This is a genomic window from Candidatus Symbiopectobacterium sp. NZEC135 (assembly GCF_025962695.1).
Genome location: NZ_JAGFPF010000009.1, coordinates 87512 through 104307, shown reverse-complemented (window position 1 = coordinate 104307; position 16796 = coordinate 87512). Strand labels below are relative to the sequence as shown.

General features: G+C 52.1%; 17 protein-coding genes. 10 read left to right on the top strand and 7 right to left on the bottom strand.

The window, feature by feature from the left end; all coding sequences use genetic code 11:
- Positions 1–60: 60 nt before the first annotated feature.
- From tsaB to rnd, 4 genes are all read left to right on the top strand, one after another.
- Positions 61–762 carry a tRNA (adenosine(37)-N6)-threonylcarbamoyltransferase complex dimerization subunit type 1 TsaB gene (tsaB, locus tag J5224_RS07740; RefSeq protein WP_264624806.1) on the top strand — a complete coding sequence of 234 codons (702 nt, stop codon included), beginning with the start codon at positions 61–63 and terminating at the stop codon, positions 760–762.
- 66 nt (positions 763–828) lie between these two features.
- Entirely contained in the window at positions 829–1398 is a 570-nt protein-coding gene (locus J5224_RS07735) for a Slp family lipoprotein (protein ID WP_264624805.1), read from the top strand.
- A gap of 222 nt (positions 1399–1620) precedes the next feature.
- Entirely contained in the window at positions 1621–3324 is a 1704-nt protein-coding gene (gene fadD, locus J5224_RS07730; RefSeq protein WP_264624839.1) for a long-chain-fatty-acid--CoA ligase FadD, read from the top strand.
- Positions 3325–3447: 123 nt separating this feature from the next.
- The gene (gene rnd, locus J5224_RS07725) at positions 3448–4575 is read left to right on the top strand and encodes a ribonuclease D (RefSeq protein ID WP_264624804.1); all 1128 of its coding nucleotides are present in this window, start codon (positions 3448–3450) and stop codon (positions 4573–4575) included.
- 48 nt (positions 4576–4623) lie between these two features.
- On the opposite strand, the gene minE is transcribed toward rnd, so the two are convergent.
- From minE to minC, 3 genes are read right to left on the bottom strand one after another with little or no spacing between them, the layout of a single operon-like run.
- Positions 4624–4893 (bottom strand): cell division topological specificity factor MinE, encoded by a 270-nt coding sequence (gene minE / locus J5224_RS07720; RefSeq protein WP_222160745.1) that lies wholly within the window; start codon positions 4891–4893, stop codon positions 4624–4626.
- A gap of 3 nt (positions 4894–4896) precedes the next feature.
- On the bottom strand, positions 4897–5709 hold the full coding sequence (gene minD / locus J5224_RS07715; RefSeq protein ID WP_264624803.1) for a septum site-determining protein MinD: 813 nt from the start codon (positions 5707–5709) through the stop codon (positions 4897–4899).
- 22 nt (positions 5710–5731) lie between these two features.
- Positions 5732–6418 (bottom strand): septum site-determining protein MinC, encoded by a 687-nt coding sequence (gene minC / locus J5224_RS07710; protein WP_264624802.1) that lies wholly within the window; start codon positions 6416–6418, stop codon positions 5732–5734.
- 133 nt (positions 6419–6551) lie between these two features.
- Between minC and J5224_RS07705 the strand changes: the two genes are divergently transcribed.
- From J5224_RS07705 to J5224_RS07690, 4 genes are all read left to right on the top strand, one after another.
- Positions 6552–6821 (top strand): YcgL domain-containing protein, encoded by a 270-nt coding sequence (locus J5224_RS07705; protein WP_264624801.1) that lies wholly within the window; start codon positions 6552–6554, stop codon positions 6819–6821.
- A gap of 278 nt (positions 6822–7099) precedes the next feature.
- Complete coding sequence (locus J5224_RS07700; protein ID WP_264624800.1) at positions 7100–7756, top strand: fumarylacetoacetate hydrolase family protein; 657 nt, start codon at positions 7100–7102, stop codon at positions 7754–7756.
- 147 nt (positions 7757–7903) lie between these two features.
- Positions 7904–8350 carry a YcgN family cysteine cluster protein gene (locus J5224_RS07695; RefSeq protein WP_264624799.1) on the top strand — a complete coding sequence of 149 codons (447 nt, stop codon included), beginning with the start codon at positions 7904–7906 and terminating at the stop codon, positions 8348–8350.
- A 365-nt stretch (positions 8351–8715) separates the two neighbouring features.
- Positions 8716–8985 (top strand): hypothetical protein, encoded by a 270-nt coding sequence (locus J5224_RS07690; RefSeq protein ID WP_264624838.1) that lies wholly within the window; start codon positions 8716–8718, stop codon positions 8983–8985.
- Positions 8986–9057: 72 nt separating this feature from the next.
- Here J5224_RS07690 and dsbB read toward each other — a convergent pair whose 3' ends face one another.
- Entirely contained in the window at positions 9058–9588 is a 531-nt protein-coding gene (gene dsbB, locus J5224_RS07685; protein ID WP_264624798.1) for a disulfide bond formation protein DsbB, read from the bottom strand.
- A 218-nt stretch (positions 9589–9806) separates the two neighbouring features.
- The gene (gene nhaB, locus J5224_RS07680) at positions 9807–11345 is read right to left on the bottom strand and encodes a sodium/proton antiporter NhaB (RefSeq protein ID WP_264624797.1); all 1539 of its coding nucleotides are present in this window, start codon (positions 11343–11345) and stop codon (positions 9807–9809) included.
- Positions 11346–11576: 231 nt separating this feature from the next.
- On the opposite strand from nhaB, the gene fadR reads away from it, so the two are divergent.
- Positions 11577–12296 carry a fatty acid metabolism transcriptional regulator FadR gene (gene fadR, locus J5224_RS07675; RefSeq protein ID WP_264624796.1) on the top strand — a complete coding sequence of 240 codons (720 nt, stop codon included), beginning with the start codon at positions 11577–11579 and terminating at the stop codon, positions 12294–12296.
- Between the two features lie 52 nt (positions 12297–12348).
- Here the strand turns inward: fadR and J5224_RS07670 are convergent, their stop codons facing one another.
- The gene (locus J5224_RS07670; RefSeq protein ID WP_264624795.1) at positions 12349–13890 is read right to left on the bottom strand and encodes a SpoVR family protein; all 1542 of its coding nucleotides are present in this window, start codon (positions 13888–13890) and stop codon (positions 12349–12351) included.
- 282 nt (positions 13891–14172) lie between these two features.
- On the opposite strand from J5224_RS07670, the gene J5224_RS07665 reads away from it, so the two are divergent.
- Positions 14173–15429: a D-amino acid dehydrogenase gene (locus tag J5224_RS07665; protein WP_264624794.1), complete on the top strand. Its 1257-nt coding sequence runs from the start codon at positions 14173–14175 to the stop codon at positions 15427–15429.
- Between the two features lie 14 nt (positions 15430–15443).
- Here J5224_RS07665 and J5224_RS07660 read toward each other — a convergent pair whose 3' ends face one another.
- Complete coding sequence (locus tag J5224_RS07660; protein WP_264624837.1) at positions 15444–16637, bottom strand: multidrug effflux MFS transporter; 1194 nt, start codon at positions 16635–16637, stop codon at positions 15444–15446.
- Positions 16638–16796: the final 159 nt, after the last annotated feature.

Here is a 16796-nt window from a genome sequence, read left to right as displayed (position 1 = left end):
TTCTGTTCGCGGTGTGCTATGCTACGCCGCGTTATTTTTGTTTCCCTGCCTGAGGTCGGCATGTCTACGCGAATTTTAGCGCTCGATACTGCGACGGAAGCCTGTTCCGTTGCGCTCTGGAATGATGGTCAAGTTTTCTCCCTGTATGAAGTATGCCCCCGTGAGCATACCCAACGCGTGTTGCCGATGGTGCAACAGGTGCTGGCTGAAACCGGTGTGGCGTTGAACAGTTTGGATGCGCTGGCATTTGGTCAAGGTCCCGGCAGTTTTACCGGTGTGCGAATTGGTATTGGTATTGCTCAGGGGCTGGCGTTAGGCGCAGATTTGCCGATGCTGGGTATCTCCACGCTCGCCACGATGGCGCAGGGGGCCTGGCGTCGCACAGGGGCAACGCGCGTGTTGGCGGCGATTGACGCCCGCATGGGGGAGGTCTATTGGGCCGAGTATCAGCGTGATGTTGACGGTAACTGGCAGGGCGATGACCATGAAGCCGTGCTGACGCCACAGCAGGTATTGGAGCGCACGCTGCTATTGCGCGGTGAGTGGGCGACCGTTGGAACCGGCTGGGAGGCGTATCCAACGCTGGCTGCCCACGCGGAGATCGCTCTGACGCCGGGCGATATGCTGCTGCCGCAGGCGCAGGATATGCTGCCGCTGGCCTGCCATCAGTGGCAGTTGGGTAAGGCGGTCGCCGTCGCCGATGCCTTGCCGCGCTATCTGCGCAACAATGTCACCTGGAAAAAATTACCCGGTCGCACCTGATAACCGCGCAACTTATTGCATTACTGCCTACTCTAAGGAGTAGGTAATGGCAAAGGGATCAGTATTATGGCGATTTCTTATTGGTCAAAGCAGGTGACGTTTGCGGCGCTGGCATTGTTGCTGGCAGGCTGTTCCTCGATTCCTGAATCAATCCAGAGCCGTTCGGAAAGACCGTACGACCGTTTGTCGCAAATCACGGTGATGCCGCAGATGGCCTTGGGCCAGGAAGCGCGTCTCGGCGGTCGCGTTGTCGCCGTGCATAACGAAAATGATAAAACCCGTCTGGTGATTGTCAGCATGCCGCTGGATCGCTGGGCGCGGCCCCAGTTGGAGAGCGTTTCGGAAGGGCGATTTATTGCCAACGTCAAAGGTTTTCTTGAACCCCTTGATTTTCAGGGCCGACTGGTGACAGTAGTGGGGTCGGTAGCGGAAATGGAGCAAGGGCAGATAGGCAGCAGACCTTATCGCTTTGTGGTTATCAATGCGACGGGTTATCAACGCTGGAATGAAACGCAGCAGGTTGTCCTGCCGCCTGGCGCGGCCGATCCCTGGGGATGGGATTGGCGTTACCGGCGTGGTTGGGGTTTTGGCAATGATTGGGGCCCGGCACGTATCGAGACCATCGTGACGCAATAACGCAATAAATGACGGTTTCTCTCTTTTAGAAAAACAGAGAACAACGAGGCGACGCAGGTCGCCTCATTTTTTTGATACATATGGTTAACAATAAGGCGTGATCAAACTCTCAACCTCGATATTGTCTCAGCAGTAACTGGTAAGCTGAGTTAAAATAATGTTAATTAAACGAGCGGTGGGGGAATCATCATGCCACTAAAAAAATACCTTGGGAGTGATACCTTGGAGAAAATCTGGTTAACGCGTTATCCGGCAAACGTGCCCGCCGACATTAATCCGGATAGCTATACGTCGTTGGTCGATCTTTTTGAAAGTGCGGTTTCCCGCTATGCCGACCTGCCCGCGTTTATTAACATGGGCGAGGTGATGACCTTCCGCAAGCTGGAAGAGCGTAGCCGCGCGTTTGCCGCCTATTTGCAAAATCAACTCCAACTGCAAAAGGGCGATCGCGTGGCACTGATGATGCCGAATCTATTGCAATACCCGGTCGCGTTGTTTGGCATTTTGCGCGCCGGATTGGTGGTAGTTAACGTCAATCCGCTTTACACCCCGCGCGAACTGGAACACCAGTTGAAAGACAGTGGCGCAACCGCCATTGTGATTGTTTCCAACTTTGCGCACACGCTGGAAAAAGTGGTGTATAACACCGACGTTAAGCATGTGATCCTGACGCGCATGGGCGATCAGCTCTCCACCGCGAAAGGGACGCTGGTCAACTTTGTGGTTAAATACATCAAGCGTCTGGTGCCAAAATACCATCTGCCGGATGCCATCTCATTTCGCAGTGCGCTGCAACAAGGGCGGCGTCTTCAGTACATCAAACCACAAATCGTGAATGCCGATCTGGCATTTTTGCAATACACCGGCGGCACCACCGGGTTGTCGAAAGGGGCGATGCTGACGCATCGCAATATGCAGGCGAATCTGGCACAGGCGAAAGCCGCTTACGGTCCGGTGTTGCAAGAGCGACATGAATTGGTGGTCACCATGCTGCCGCTCTACCACATCTTTGCGCTCACGGTAAACTGCCTGTTGTTTGTTGAACTGGGTGGGCAGAACCTGCTGATCACTAATCCGCGTGATATCCCGGCGGTGGTGAAAGAACTCGGTAAATACCCGTTTACTGCGGTCACTGGCGTTAACACCTTGTTTAACGCGTTGCTGAATAACAAGGCCTTCCACGAACTGGATTTTTCTACGCTGCGTTTGTCGGTGGGCGGTGGCGCCTCGGTGCAGCAATCCGTGGCGGAGCGGTGGGAAAAGTTGACGGGAAAACACCTGCTGGAAGGCTATGGCCTGACGGAAAGCTCACCGCTGGTGGCGGGCAACCCCTATGATTTAAAACACTACAGCGGCAGCATCGGTTTGCCGGTACCGTCTACTGATGTGCGCATTCTGGATGATGAGGGGCACGATGTCGCGCTGGGCGAGTCGGGTGAACTGTGGGTGAAAGGGCCGCAGGTGATGCTGGGATACTGGCGGCAACCGGCCGCGACGCAAGAGGTGCTGAAAGAGGGCTGGCTGGCGACTGGCGATATTGTCACGGCTGATGAAGAAGGGTTTCTGCGCGTGATTGACCGCAAAAAAGACATGATTTTAGTATCCGGGTTTAACGTTTATCCGACAGAAATCGAAGAAGTGATCGCGCGCCATCCAAAAGTGTCCGAGGCAGCGGTGATCGGTGTCGAAAGCGAACTGAGTGGTGAAGCGGTAAAAGCCTACGTGGTGGCCCGTGACAGCAGCCTGAGTAAAGATGAGCTGATCACCCATTGCCGCCGTAATCTGACCGCCTATAAAGTGCCAAAACTGGTCGAGTTTGTGGACGAATTGCCGAAATCCAACGTGGGAAAAATTCTGCGTCGCGAGTTGCGTGCCGACAATAGCAAACAAAAGTCACCCGATGAGGGGGCCGCAAAGGTTTCCTGATTTATCAATAAAACGTCTGCCAGATCGCAGCAGGACAGGCTATCATAGCAAAAGGTTAACAACGCCGGTTATACCGGCGTTGTTTTTGCAGTAGCCGACAGTTAAAAAACAAGAGAACACGTTTTGAATTATCAGTTAATCAGCGACAACAATGGCCTGGAACAAGTTTGTCAGCAGGCGCGTCAGCACAGTCAGGTCGCGCTGGATACCGAATTTGTCCGCACTCGCACCTATTATCCGCAGTTGGGCCTTATTCAACTCTTTGACGGTGAAACACTCTCTCTGATTGATCCCCTCACTATCAGCGTCTGGCAGCCGTTTGTGGCGCTGTTGCAGGATGCGCAGGTGACCAAGTTCCTGCACGCCAGCAGTGAAGATCTTGAGGTGTTTCTTAATGCGTTTGGTGTATTGCCGCATCCGTTTATTGACACACAGATTTTGGCTGCCTTTCTCGGTAAGCCCTTGTCATATGGATTTGCTGCATTAGTGGCAGATTATCAAGGTGTGACGCTGGATAAGACCGAATCGCGTACCGACTGGCTGGCGCGTCCGTTGACTGAGAAACAGTGCGACTATGCTGCTGCTGATGTCTTCTATCTGTTGCCAATGGCTGAGAAGATTGTGGCCGAAACGCGCGAAGCCGGATGGCTGGATGCGGCGTTGGATGAGTGCCGGTTACTGTGTCAGCGTAAACAGGATATCCTCGCGCCGGAACTGGCCTATCGTGAATTTGGTAACGCCTGGCAACTGCGTGGCAAGCAACTGGCTTGCCTGCAACTGCTTGCTCAGTGGCGTCTGAACCTGGCGCGCCAGCGCGACAGTTCAGTCAACTTTGTGGTGCGGGAAGAAAATTTGCTTCAGGTGGCGCGCTGCATGCCGTCCTCGTTGGGCGAGTTGAGCGCGCTTGGGCTGAGCGGCCCGGAGATTCGTTATCACGGCAAAACCCTGCTTGATATTGTCGCCCAAGCCAATGCGCTGCCGGAATCCCAGTATCCTGCGCCGATCGTGAATCTGATCGATTACCCGGGCTATAAGCGCGTGTTTAAAGACATCAAAACGCTGGTGACGCAGGTGAGCGAGCGTAGCGGACTGTCTGCTGAGTTACTGGCGTCACGGCGTCAGATTAACCGCCTGTTGAATTGGCATTGGAAGTTGTTTGCGCAGGAAGGCACGGTACCTGAAATGTTGAACGGTTGGCGAGCCGATCTGTTTGATGCCCCATTGCGTGAGTTACTGACTCGCGAAGGGTAATAGCAGAATAACCCCCACATGGTGCGGGGGTTATTTAATTCCTTGGACTCATTTAGCGGGTTCTTCCGGTTCTGGCAGGGTGACGTTAAGTTCAAGCACGGAGATATCATCCCCTTTTTGCTCTAACTGAACTGTCACCATTTCCGGGTCGATCTGTACGTATTTACAGATCACCGCCAAGATATCCCGCTTTAACTGTGGCAAATAATGTGGCTCACTGTCACCACGGCGGCGTTCCGCAACGATAATTTGCAGCCGCTCCTTGGCGATATTCGCGGTGTTTTTTTTGCGGGACAGAAAGAAGTCGAGTAAGGCCATAATTTATCCCCCAAAAAGGCGTTTAAGAAAACTCTTTTTCTCTTCCTCAATGAATCGGTAGGGACGATCTTCACCCAGCAAGCGATCGACGGTGTCAGCGTAGGCTTTGCCTGCGTCAGAAGCGATATCAAGGATCACCGGTTCCCCCTGGTTTGATGCACGCAGTACGGACTGATCTTCGGGGATAACGCCAACCAGCGGAATACGAAGGATCTCCAGTACATCTTCCATGCTTAACATATCACCGCGGCTAACGCGGCCTGGATTGTAACGGGTGAGCAGCAGGTGCTCTTTAATCGCATCCTGACCGCGTTCTGCCCGACGTGATTTGGATGCGAGGATACCGAGAATGCGGTCAGAGTCGCGTACCGACGACACTTCCGGGTTAGTAGTAATAACGGCTTCGTCGGCAAAATAGAGCGCCATCAATGCACCGGTTTCAATCCCTGCCGGAGAGTCACAGATGATAAAATCAAACTCCATTTCTGCCAGCGTATCCAACACTTTTTCCACGCCTTCGTGCGTTAGCGCATCTTTGTCACGGGTTTGTGACGCAGGCAGGATATAAAGGTTTTCCGTACGCTTGTCTTTGATCAATGCCTGATTCAGCGTGGCATCGCCTTGAATCACATTGACGAAATCGTAGACCACACGGCGCTCGCATCCCATGATGAGATCGAGGTTACGCAGACCAATATCGAAGTCGATAACAACCGTCTTTTTACCTTTCTGGGCTAAACCGGTAGCAATGGCCGCGCTTGAAGTAGTCTTGCCAACGCCCCCTTTACCCGATGTAACAACAATAATGCGTGCCATAAATAGTTCCTTGTTAAAGGGCTTAGTCTAGAGGTTGTATGGTTAAATCGTTTGCGAGTTGGTCGAGCTTCAAACGCACGGCCTTCCCGAAATGGGCCGCAGGGATCTTATCACTGAGCCAGTAGCGCCCAGCGATGGATACCAGTTCGGCAGCAAGATGCGTACAGAATATTTGGCTCTGCACATCACCCGAGACGCCCGCCAGCGCGCGCCCACGCATCATGCCGTAAATATGGATATTGCCATCGGCGATCACTTCTGCACCGGCGCTCACGCTGCTCAGTACGATTAAGTCACCCTCTCTGGCATAAATCTGCTGACCGGAACGAACCGGTGTGGTAATCACTTTGGTTTTGGCGATTGCTGGTGCAACGGGAATAGGCTCAGGTGCCCGACGCGGTGACTTGCCTTCATTCAGCAGCGGCAATCCCGCCTTGATAATGGCTTTTTTAAGTACCTCGTCCTGACAACCGCTCACACCCACCACGTGTAACCCCGTAGAAATAATAGCGTGCTGGATAGATAACCAGTCTATTTCATCCGTCAGGGCGGCAACATTAATAACCACAGGCGCATTTTTTAAAAATGCGGGAGCCTGCTCGATCTTTTCCTGTAATGCTTTAATAATTACCTCGGGTTGCGACTCATACAAATGAACAACCGATAAGGTAAAATTGCTGCCTTTTAACTCAATTGGCGTTTGTGACATCTATCCTGACTCAGTTTCAGCCTGTTAAATCCCTGGATTTGCATGGCAACATGATATTCCAGAGTGCTGTAAGCATGTTATAGTCACAATTATATACAGGCAAGATGACATTCCCATCTAATCGAGTAAAAAAATGTTTTGTGTGATCTATCGAAGCGCCAAACGCGATCAAACCTATCTCTATGTTGATAAAAAAGACGATTTTTCCCGCGTACCGGAAGCGCTGATGAAAAGCTTTGGCACACCGCAGTTGGTGATGCTATTACCGCTTGATGGCAGCAAGAAATTAGCATCAGCCGACATTGAAAAAGTAAAGCAGGCGCTCAAAGAAGAGGGCTTTTATCTGCAAATGCCGCCGCCTCCGGAGAATTTGTTATCCGGCCATTACAACGTCAGCAAATAACGTGGTGCTGTGTTTAGGGTAACAAATTCGGTTTTTTCTTAACCATTTTTCCTTACTAATTGCGTAAACCAGGCGTCGTGTTGATGCGTAACGGCGCTTAAAAAGTATGATCTGGCGTTGACTTCTTTACTTAAATTTTTCCGCATTACTGTCTACAGGCTTGTTTTATCGGCGCAGAGACGTATAAATAAACCCCTGACGTAAATGGATACCCACCGGTTTACCTAATGTACTGGGTATCTGAGCGTGATTTTCAACTGACAGGGCAGGAGATATCCATGTACCAACACAGAGACTGGCAGGGCGCACTGCTCGATTTCCCGGTAAATAAAGTGGTTTGCGTCGGCAGTAACTATGCAGACCACATCAAAGAAATGGGAAACTCGGTCGCCCCTGAACCCGTGCTATTTATCAAACCTGAGAGCGCACTGTGCGATCTGCGCCAACCGGTGGCTATTCCGAAAAACCTGGGTTCGGTGCATCACGAAGTTGAACTGGCGGTGCTGATTGGCACGCCGCTTAAGCAGGCCAATGAAGAGCGCGTGGCGCGTGCCATTGCGGGTTATGGCGTTGCACTGGATTTGACGCTGCGTGACATTCAGTCCGAGTGCAAAAAAGCCGGTCGTCCTTGGGAAAAGGCCAAAGGGTTTGATGGCGCTTGCCCTATTTCCGGGTTTATTCCCGTCGCCGAGTTTGGCGATCCGCAACAAACGGATTTAGGCGTGAAAGTGAATGATGAAATCCGCCAACAGGGCAACACGCGCGATATGATCACGCCGATTCTGCCATTGATTGCTTATATGAGCCGCTTTTTCACCCTGCGCGCGGGGGATGTGATCCTGACCGGAACCCCGGCAGGCGTTGGCCCGATTGTGTCTGGCGATATGCTGACCATTACTATCAACGATCGCAGTCTCTCCACGCGGATCATCTGATCTTTCTCCGACCCGTTCCCAATGGGAACGGGTAAAGCACTTGCTTCACCTCGCTAAATCCGTTATACCCCTCCTGCACGTTGCAGGTGTGGTTGGCGGGGCGTTTGTGCGTTGCCAGATAATATAAAGATTGATGAGATACTGTGCATGAGCGAACGCAATTTTTGGCAGCAAAAAACCTTGTCTGAAATGTCCGATCACGAGTGGGAGTCCCTATGTGATGGCTGTGGTCAGTGTTGTTTGCATAAACTCATTGATGAAGATACGGAAGAACTCTACTTCACCAACGTTGCCTGTAATCAGTTAAACATCAAAACCTGCCAATGCCGTAACTATGAACGGCGATTTGAGTATGAGCCGGATTGCATCAAACTGACGCGCGAAAACCTGCTCTCTTTCGATTGGTTGCCAGCGACCTGTGCGTATCGCCTGATCCACGAAGGAAAAGATCTGCCCGGCTGGCATCCGCTGCGAGCGGGCAACAAAGCGCTGATGCACAGTGAACGTATCTCCGTGCGGCACATTGCGGTGCGTGAAACCGAGGTTGTCGATTGGCAGGACCATATCCTGAATAAACCGGAGTGGGCGCGGTAAGTATTGTGGTGGATCCGATTTAAAATTTTCACAAAGTGTATATATCGATACGGACAATTCAACGTCTTTATTGTGGTCTTGATAAATCGGTTCCCAACCACGTCTTACCCACCGATCGTATATTGAAAATGGATTGGACGTTCTAATTAATATGTCAATTCCACTCGCTGCCAGATGATACTTTCCTGAAAAATTTTCAACAAATTTAAATTCGAATTTGAAAGTTTCGTTTGCCTAACCTGCATCAATCCGACTGTGCGCGGTAATATCGCCAGTGTAGCGTTAATTTATCCTGACAAACTTGCTGTTATGCGCGGGCGTTAACTACATTTTTAGGTTATGTCATTAACGGTAAGTGAGGCGTGATGCTTTGGTTAGAGCAAGGGTTATATTTACGAATTCAGGAGTTAGACAACGGCCCTCGACCGCTGCCGCTGCAAAGCGGATTTTCGGCGGGGACGGCGTACCGTGTGCTGGGGTGTTTTAATCCTTCTGAAACTTCAGATGCCTATTACATACTGGCAAACGATCGCGATGAAATATGGTTTATTTGCAATCGGCATGTACGCGTTGTGGTGTTGGACGCATCTCGCAAAGATCTCAGGTATTCGCTAGACCCCTCGCTTCACCACTGACATCGCGCACGGCCGACAAGGCCTTACGCTGTTGTCGGGCCAGATGACCTGAGCCATCTGGCAACAACAGGGTTAACGGCTAAACAGGTCGCGACGTTTAGGCTTGAACGGCTGGGAAATCAGCACCAGTACGCCCATCACAAGAAACGCACCAAAAATCACCAACATCCACTGCGGCATAACCAGTGACAGGAACTGCCATTGTCGCTCGGCACAGTCACCGGAGGCAACGAACACGGAGGGCAGCCATTTGTCGAGCGGCAGCCATGACGGGAAGTTGACAAAGAAGTCACACACGGCAAACGGTGAAGGATGCAGCATGACATTGGTGTGCTCCCAGGCGAGTTTTAATCCTTCGACTGCACTGTAGATCCACAGGAAAATGGCTGGATAGCGCAGCAGCGTCGCGGGTGCAATAGCCCCCAGCAACCCGGCACCCATCACGCCGAACAGTGCGCTGCGCTGGTAAATACAGAGCACACAAGGTTTGAGCAACATGACATGCTGAAAATAAAGCGCGACCAATTCAAAGGCGAACGCCGTCAAAGCCATTAACAGCCAGGCACCGCGCCCACGTGAGCAGCGGTTAAGAAATCGCAACATAACAAATATTCCATGCTAAAAAAATGATCGATTTGGCGGCAAAGACGGTACAGGCAATGACGCCATCATTTCACTGAGCAAAACGTAACAATCTATTTATTTGATACTCTTTATATATCATTTTTGCGATTGCCATCCTTTGACGCATCGCACGCTACGGTTGAGCGTTGTAACTCGTTCACTATACACGATAGTTGTGCGTAGCGATGCGTCTGTGTTTACAGTTTTGGTAGCGCAATCCACTGCCATTCAGTAAGCAGTTCTGTTGCAGGCACTAACGCGAAGGCAACGCACACCCAGCCTACCAGCGTCATGACTATCGTGTAGGGCAGTGCCATAATCACCATTCTGCCATAAGAAAGTCGAATGAGCGGGGCCAGGGCCGAGGTCAGCAAAAAGAGAAAGGCGGCCTGCCCGTTGGGCGTTGCGACTGAAGGCAGGTTAGTACCGGTATTGATCGCTACCGCCAACAGCTCAAACTGCGCGTGTGAGATGCGGCCTTGTACAAGGGCCTGATGCGCCTCGTTGATATAAATAGAACCGACGAACACATTGTCGGAAATAGAAGAGAGCAGGCCGTTAAACAGATAAAACAACGTAAGCTGATCTTGTGCTGAGCCCTGAAGCACCAACTGAATCAGCGGTGTAAACAGTTGCTGATCGATAATCACCGCAACGATAGCGAAGAACACGGTAAGCAGTGCGGTAAAGGGCATGGCATCCTGAAAGGCTTTGCCAATGGCGTGCTCCTGGGTGATGCCGCAAAATGAGGTAACCAGAATAATCACGCTCAGTCCGATTAAACCGACTTCCGCCAAGTGCAACGCCAGAGCCGCAATCAGCCAGATGCCAATAACGCCCTGAATCCATAGCATCATGCGTTCCTGCGGTGCCCGTTCCGCGCTGGTCTTACGTTCGTAATCCTCCAGCACCTGACGCACGGTGTCCGGCAGTGTGGCACCGTAGCCGCAAATTTTGAGGCGTTCTACCAGAATACAGGTAGCGATACCACCTATGAATACCGGGACGGTAACCGCTGCCATGCGCAAGAAAAAGCTGACGAAATCCCAGCCGGCGGTTTTGGCAATAATCAGGTTTTGTGGTTCACCGACCATGGTCATCACGCCGCCGAGGGCCGTGCCCACGCCCGCGTGCATCAACAAACTGCGCAGAAAGGCGCGAAATTGTTCCAATGTCTGCGCATGTTCAGCGGTAATGGCCTCAGTATGCTGATCCAGCCCGGTGATGTACCGGTGGTAAATATCGTAAAACCCGGTGGCGACGCCAATCACCACGGCGATGACGGTCAAGGCATCCAGAAAAGCCGACAGAAATGCTGCCGCCAGGCAGAAGGCGAGTGAAAGCACCGTCTTGGAACGAATGCGCAGCAACAGCCGCGTGAACACGAACAGCAGTAGCGGCTTCATAAAATAGATGCCCGCAACCATAAACATCAACAGCGTGATGACGGGAATATTGCGAGAAACCTCATGCCAGATCTGCTCTGGACTCGTCATGCCGATAAACACCGCTTGCAGCGCCAGTAGGCCGCCGGGCTGAAGTGGGTAGCATTTCAAGGCCATGCCTAGCGTAAAAATAAACTCGGCAACCAGGAACCAGCCCGCTAAAAAAGGGCTGACCCAAAAAAACACCAAAGGATTGAGGATGAGGAAACCCAGCAAGGTTAATTTATACCAGCCGGGGCATTGTCCCAGAAAATTATTTTGCAGTGTGCGTCTTATCGACATGTCCGTCATTTTCTTTGCGGTTCCCTTATTGTTTAACGGTGTGAAATCTGGTTTACCGTTCACTGACGGCAAACGAACTGATCAATACTAAGCGCAATGCGATGACTTTTAAATAAATCAGCTTGTGAAGTGTCACAGTTTCTAGCGGAATTCTGTTTTTGTCCCCCTGCCACGCTATGTGATGACGGGCTGCTCTGGTATGATGAGTCCGCTTTTATATCGTAATGGAACATCACACACATGGTTATCAAGGCGCAAAGTCCTGCTGGATTCGCGGAAGAATATATTATCGAAAGCATTTGGAATAATCGTTTTCCTCCCGGTTCTATCTTACCTGCGGAACGTGAGTTATCAGAACTGATCGGGGTAACCCGTACCACGTTGCGCGAGGTGCTACAGCGCCTGGCACGTGATGGCTGGCTGACGATTCAGCATGGTAAACCCACGAAAATCAATAATTTTTGGGAAACATCTGGGCTGAATATCCTGGAGACGCTGGCACGGCTCGATCACGACAGCGTGCCGCAACTGATCGATAATCTGCTGGCTGTACGCACCAACATTGCTGCGATCTTTATTCGTACCGCCCTGCGTCAACACCCTGATAAGAGTCAGGAAGTATTAATACAGCGTGCCAGTGTCGAAGACAATGCCGATGCCTTTGCTCAACTTGATTATGCGATTTTCCGCGGATTGGCGTTTGTGTCAGGCAACCCGATCTATGGATTGATTCTTAACGGGCTGAAAGGGCTGTATATGCGGGTTGGACGTTACTACTTCTCCAACCTGGATGCGCGTAAGCTGGCTATCGATTTTTATGCTCGTTTGGAAACTATCGCGAAAGAAGGGCAACACGAGCGCGTAATGGATGCCGTGCGTACCTACGGGAAAGAGAGCGGTGCTATCTGGCACAGCATGCAAAACCAGATCCCGCGCGATATTGCTGAGGTTCGTCGCTAATTCATGCCGTCACGTGCCGCGCACTGTGTGAGCGCGACACGTGGCATAGGCTTTAGTTGACCCCTGGATTACGCGGTGGACAGCGTTCAACCAACTCTACGCTGCCATCTGCGTTCTGTTGCTCCAGATAAACATCAAATCCCCACAGCCGGTGTACGTGTTTCATCACATCGTGGCTGCTCTTGTCGAGCGGTGCGCGATGGTGAGGAACATAGCGTAGCGTCAGCGAGCGGTTACCGCGCAAATCCACATTCCAGACCTGAATATTGGGCTCCTGATTGCTGAGGTTGTACTGTGCGGACAGTTCCTGGCGGATCATCCGGTAGCCTTCCTCATCGTGGATCGCGGCGATTTCCAGATAATTGTTATGGTCATCATCCAGCACGGTAAACAGCCGGAAATCGCGCATCACTTTGGGTGACAAAAACTGGCTGATAAAGCTTTCATCCTTGAAGTTCTGCATGGCGAAATGCAGGGTTTCCAGCCAGTCTTTGCCCGCGATATCAGGGAACCAGTAGCGGTCCTCCTCCGTTGGTGCCTGGCAAATACGCTTGATGTCCTGAAACATAGCGAACCCGAGCGCATAAGGGTTAATGCCATTGTAATAAGGGCTGTTGTACGGCGGCTGATAGACCACATTGGTGTGGCTGTGCAGGAACTCCATCATAAACCGCTCGGTCACTTTCCCTTCGTCGTAGAGATGATTGAGGATGGTGTAGTGCCAAAACGTTGCCCAGCCCTCATTCATGACCTGAGTCTGTTTTTGTGGGTAAAAATATTGGCTGACCTTACGCACAATTCGTAGCACTTCGCGCTGCCAGGGTTCCAGCAACGGTGCATTCTTCTCCATAAAATAGAGAATGTTCTCCTGCGGTTCGCGAGGGAAGCGGCGCGTCGCTTCGAGCGACACTTCGGGATCGCGGCGTGGCAGGGTGCGCCACAGCTCGTTGACCTGACTTTGCAAATAGGCCTCACGACTTTTCTGACGCAGTTTTTCTTCTTCCAGTGAAATCTTTTGCGGACGTTTGTAGCGATCGACACCGTAATTCATCAGCGCATGGCAGGAATCAAGCAGTTGTTCGACCTCTTCTACACCATAACGCTCTTCGCATTGGGCGATGTATTGACGGGCAAAAATCAGGTAGTCAACGATGGAGCCTGCATCGGTCCAACTTCGAAACAAATAGTTACCTTTAAAAAACGAGTTGTGGCCATAACAGGCGTGCGCCATCACTAAGGCTTGCATGGTAATGGTGTTTTCTTCCATCAGATAAGCGATACAGGGATCGGAGTTGATAACAATCTCATAGGCCAACCCTTGCTGACCGTGCTTGTAGCGCTGTTCGGTTTCGATAAATCGCTTACCAAACGACCAATGGGAATAATTGATGGGCATGCCGATGCTTGAATAGGCATCCATCATTTGCTCAGAAGTGATCACCTCGATTTGATGCGGATAGGTTTCAAGGCGATAATGTTTCGCCACCCGATCAATCTCCTCAAGATAGCTTTGCAGCAAATCGAACGTCCAGTCTGGTCCATCATTCAAACGTGTCTCAGCTTGCGGTACTCGAGTCTTTGTTTTTGTCACCATCAGCGCGCCCCCCACAGTGCCCTCTACACGCTTTCGTGCAGACTCTATTAATCGTAGCTCACTCTGATAAAAGTGCCGTTAAAACCGGTGTTTGGCAGAAAAGATTGCGGTGAAAACAGCAGCATAAAACGGTACTTCACCCGCGTAATAATAGATAAATAGTATGTTAGCCAAGCGTGACAACGGTAAATCCCGTGTTACATTAGCTTTTTATTTTGGGTAGTGGCGATTCAGGCAGCATATTGCGCCGCAAACGGCGAGTTATCACGGAGATAAGTCAACATGCGGGTTGTCATTTTAGGCAGTGGTGTTATTGGCGTCAGCACGGCGTGGTATTTGTGTCAGGCAGGGCATGAAGTCACGGTTGTTGACCGACAACCTGCACCGGCGCTGGAAACCAGTGCGGGCAATGCAGGGCAAATTTCCCCCGGTTATTCCGCGCCTTGGGCTGCGCCCGGCATACCCTTAAAAGCCATAAAGTGGTTGTTCCAACGCCATGCGCCGTTAGCTATCCGGCCCGATTGTTCTAGCGAGCAGTTACGTTGGATGTGGCAGATGTTGATGAACTGCGATTCCGCGCATTATCAGGTCAATAAGGCGCGTATGGTGCGCTTGGCAGAATACAGCCGTGACTGTTTGCAGGCATTGCGCGCGAGCACGTCGATTCAGTACGAAGGGCGTCAAGGCGGGACGCTGCAACTGTTTCGCAGCGAGCAGCAATATGACAATGCCAGTCGGGACATTGCAGTATTACGCGATGCTGGCGTGCCGTACCAGTTGTTGACCTCGCAGGAGCTGGCGACGGTAGAGCCTGCGCTTGCCGCGGTGGCGCATAAGCTCAGCGGCGGGCTGCGTTTGCCCCATGATGAAACGGGCGACTGCCAACTGTTTACTCAGCGCTTGGCTGAAATGGCGCAGGCGGCAGGTGTGGTTTTTCGCTTTGGTGAATCTGTCGAACACGTGCAGGTGGAGGGCGATCGTGTCACTGAGGTGCGGTGTAATGGGAAAACAGTCACTGCTGATGCCTATGTGGTGGCCTGCGGCTCCTACTCGACGGCGCTGGTACGTCAGTGGATGCACCTGCCGGTCTATCCCTTGAAAGGCTATTCACTCACGCTGCCGCTTGCCAACGAAGCCGCTGCACCGGTTTCAACGGTGCTTGATGAGACGTACAAAGTGGCCGTGACGCGCTTCGATCGCCGTATTCGTGTCGGGGGCATGGCAGAAATTGTTGGTTTTGACACGGCCCTTAACCCTAAACGCCGTGAAACGTTGGAAATGGTGGTACGCGATCTTTATCCTGACGCTGGGCCGGTAGAGCAGGCGACGTTCTGGACCGGGCTGCGTCCGATGACACCGGATGGTACGCCGCTGGTGGGTCGTTCCCCTCTCGCCAATCTTTATCTCAATACCGGACACGGTACGTTGGGCTGGACGATGGCATGCGGTTCAGGGCAACTGTTGGCGGATATCATTTCCGGCAAGACGCCTGACATTGCCCACGACGATTTATCGATATTTCGTTACGCCAGCGCGTAAATTCGAGCACGAGATCAACTGAGCGCCGTAATCGTGCCGCGCGCCTTTGCACTTAAACGCTGGGCGCGCAGCGCCAACAGCGTGGCACACAGCATGGCAAGTGCCAGCGTGCTCTGTGGTGAGAGGGGGAGCGCCATCACCGCCAGCCCAACACACGCACCGCCTGCCATCTGCACGAATCCTACCAGCGCCGATGCTGTACCCGCTTCATTCGCATAAGGTTCCAGTGCATAGCTGGTGGCTGGGCCGATGGCAAACGCCAGGCCAGCAAATGCTACCACCACCGGAGCCATAAAGATCCACCAACGCACCTGTAGCGCCTCGGGCAAGCATAGAATAATGGCGCACAGTAACAAAAAACCGATACCCATCAATATCACGCTGAGCGTCAGGCAAGCAGGGCGGCCAATTTTCACGATCGCGCGCGTTGCCAGCAGGCTCATTGCCATCACCCAAAAGCCGTTTGCGCCGAACACCAATGAGAACTGCAATGGTGACAAACCGCCATGTACCATTAAAACCACGGATGCCACGGTCAGGTAGGTCAGGGCCATCCCCATAATGCCCGCATTGCAGCCAGCAAAGCCGATGAAGCGAGGGGTAAAAAGGATTCGCGCGTATTGTTTGATGGGTAAACCCGGCAGCCGCAGGGTGCCTGCCGGGCGGGTTTCGGGCAGATAGCGCAGGGCAATAAACAGAACCAGGCTGGCATACAGCGTCAAAAACCAGAAACAGGCGCGCCAGCCGAACGCGGCGGAGAGCAAGCCGCCAAAAAAGGGGGCCAGCGCGGGCACGATATTCAGAGTGCCATTGAGAAAGCCAAAAGTGCGCGCAGCATCATCACCGTTCAACCGGTCACGCACCGCGCTAAACACCACCACGGCAGTGCAACACACGGCAACGCTTTGCAGTACGCGGGAGGCAATAAACACTGTCCCATTGGTCGCCAGTGCTGCCGTGATGGCCCCCACAATGTAAATCACGATCCCGATCAGGGCCATTGGGCGGCGTCCTACGCGGTCAACCAGCGGACCCGCCACCAGTTGCCCCCATCCCATGATCATGATAAACAACGAAATGGTGGATTGAATGGTCGCGTTATCGCTGTTCAGACCGTGTGAGATGGCAGGGATCACCGGAAGGTAAAGGTCGATGGCTAATGGGCCGAGCAGTACGAGCATAAACAACAACAGCACGAATCTTTGTATGGTCATAGCAAGGTGAATTCCGTTCCCTGGTAAGTGAATGAATAACGTAGTGCTTGCCTTTGGTCATCGTCAGGTAAGGCGGGTTGCATAACCACACTGTAGCGAATGGTACGCTAGAACCAACGTGCTTTACCATGCCAGAAGCGTTTCTTGGTTTTT

Coding starts and splice junctions, on each gene's coding strand:
- tsaB (WP_264624806.1), top strand. CDS start 61: ATGTCTACGCGAATTTTAGCGCTCGATACTGCGACGGAAGCCTGTTCC.
- J5224_RS07735 (WP_264624805.1), top strand. CDS start 829: ATGGCGATTTCTTATTGGTCAAAGCAGGTGACGTTTGCGGCGCTGGCA.
- minE (WP_222160745.1), bottom strand. CDS start 4,893: ATGGCCTTACTCGACTTCTTTCTGTCCCGCAAAAAAAACACCGCGAAT.
- minD (WP_264624803.1), bottom strand. CDS start 5,709: ATGGCACGCATTATTGTTGTTACATCGGGTAAAGGGGGCGTTGGCAAG.
- minC (WP_264624802.1), bottom strand. CDS start 6,418: ATGTCACAAACGCCAATTGAGTTAAAAGGCAGCAATTTTACCTTATCG.
- J5224_RS07705 (WP_264624801.1), top strand. CDS start 6,552: ATGTTTTGTGTGATCTATCGAAGCGCCAAACGCGATCAAACCTATCTC.
- J5224_RS07700 (WP_264624800.1), top strand. CDS start 7,100: ATGTACCAACACAGAGACTGGCAGGGCGCACTGCTCGATTTCCCGGTA.
- J5224_RS07695 (WP_264624799.1), top strand. CDS start 7,904: ATGAGCGAACGCAATTTTTGGCAGCAAAAAACCTTGTCTGAAATGTCC.
- J5224_RS07690 (WP_264624838.1), top strand. CDS start 8,716: ATGCTTTGGTTAGAGCAAGGGTTATATTTACGAATTCAGGAGTTAGAC.
- dsbB (WP_264624798.1), bottom strand. CDS start 9,588: ATGTTGCGATTTCTTAACCGCTGCTCACGTGGGCGCGGTGCCTGGCTG.
- nhaB (WP_264624797.1), bottom strand. CDS start 11,345: ATGACGGACATGTCGATAAGACGCACACTGCAAAATAATTTTCTGGGA.
- fadR (WP_264624796.1), top strand. CDS start 11,577: ATGGTTATCAAGGCGCAAAGTCCTGCTGGATTCGCGGAAGAATATATT.
- J5224_RS07670 (WP_264624795.1), bottom strand. CDS start 13,890: ATGGTGACAAAAACAAAGACTCGAGTACCGCAAGCTGAGACACGTTTG.
- J5224_RS07665 (WP_264624794.1), top strand. CDS start 14,173: ATGCGGGTTGTCATTTTAGGCAGTGGTGTTATTGGCGTCAGCACGGCG.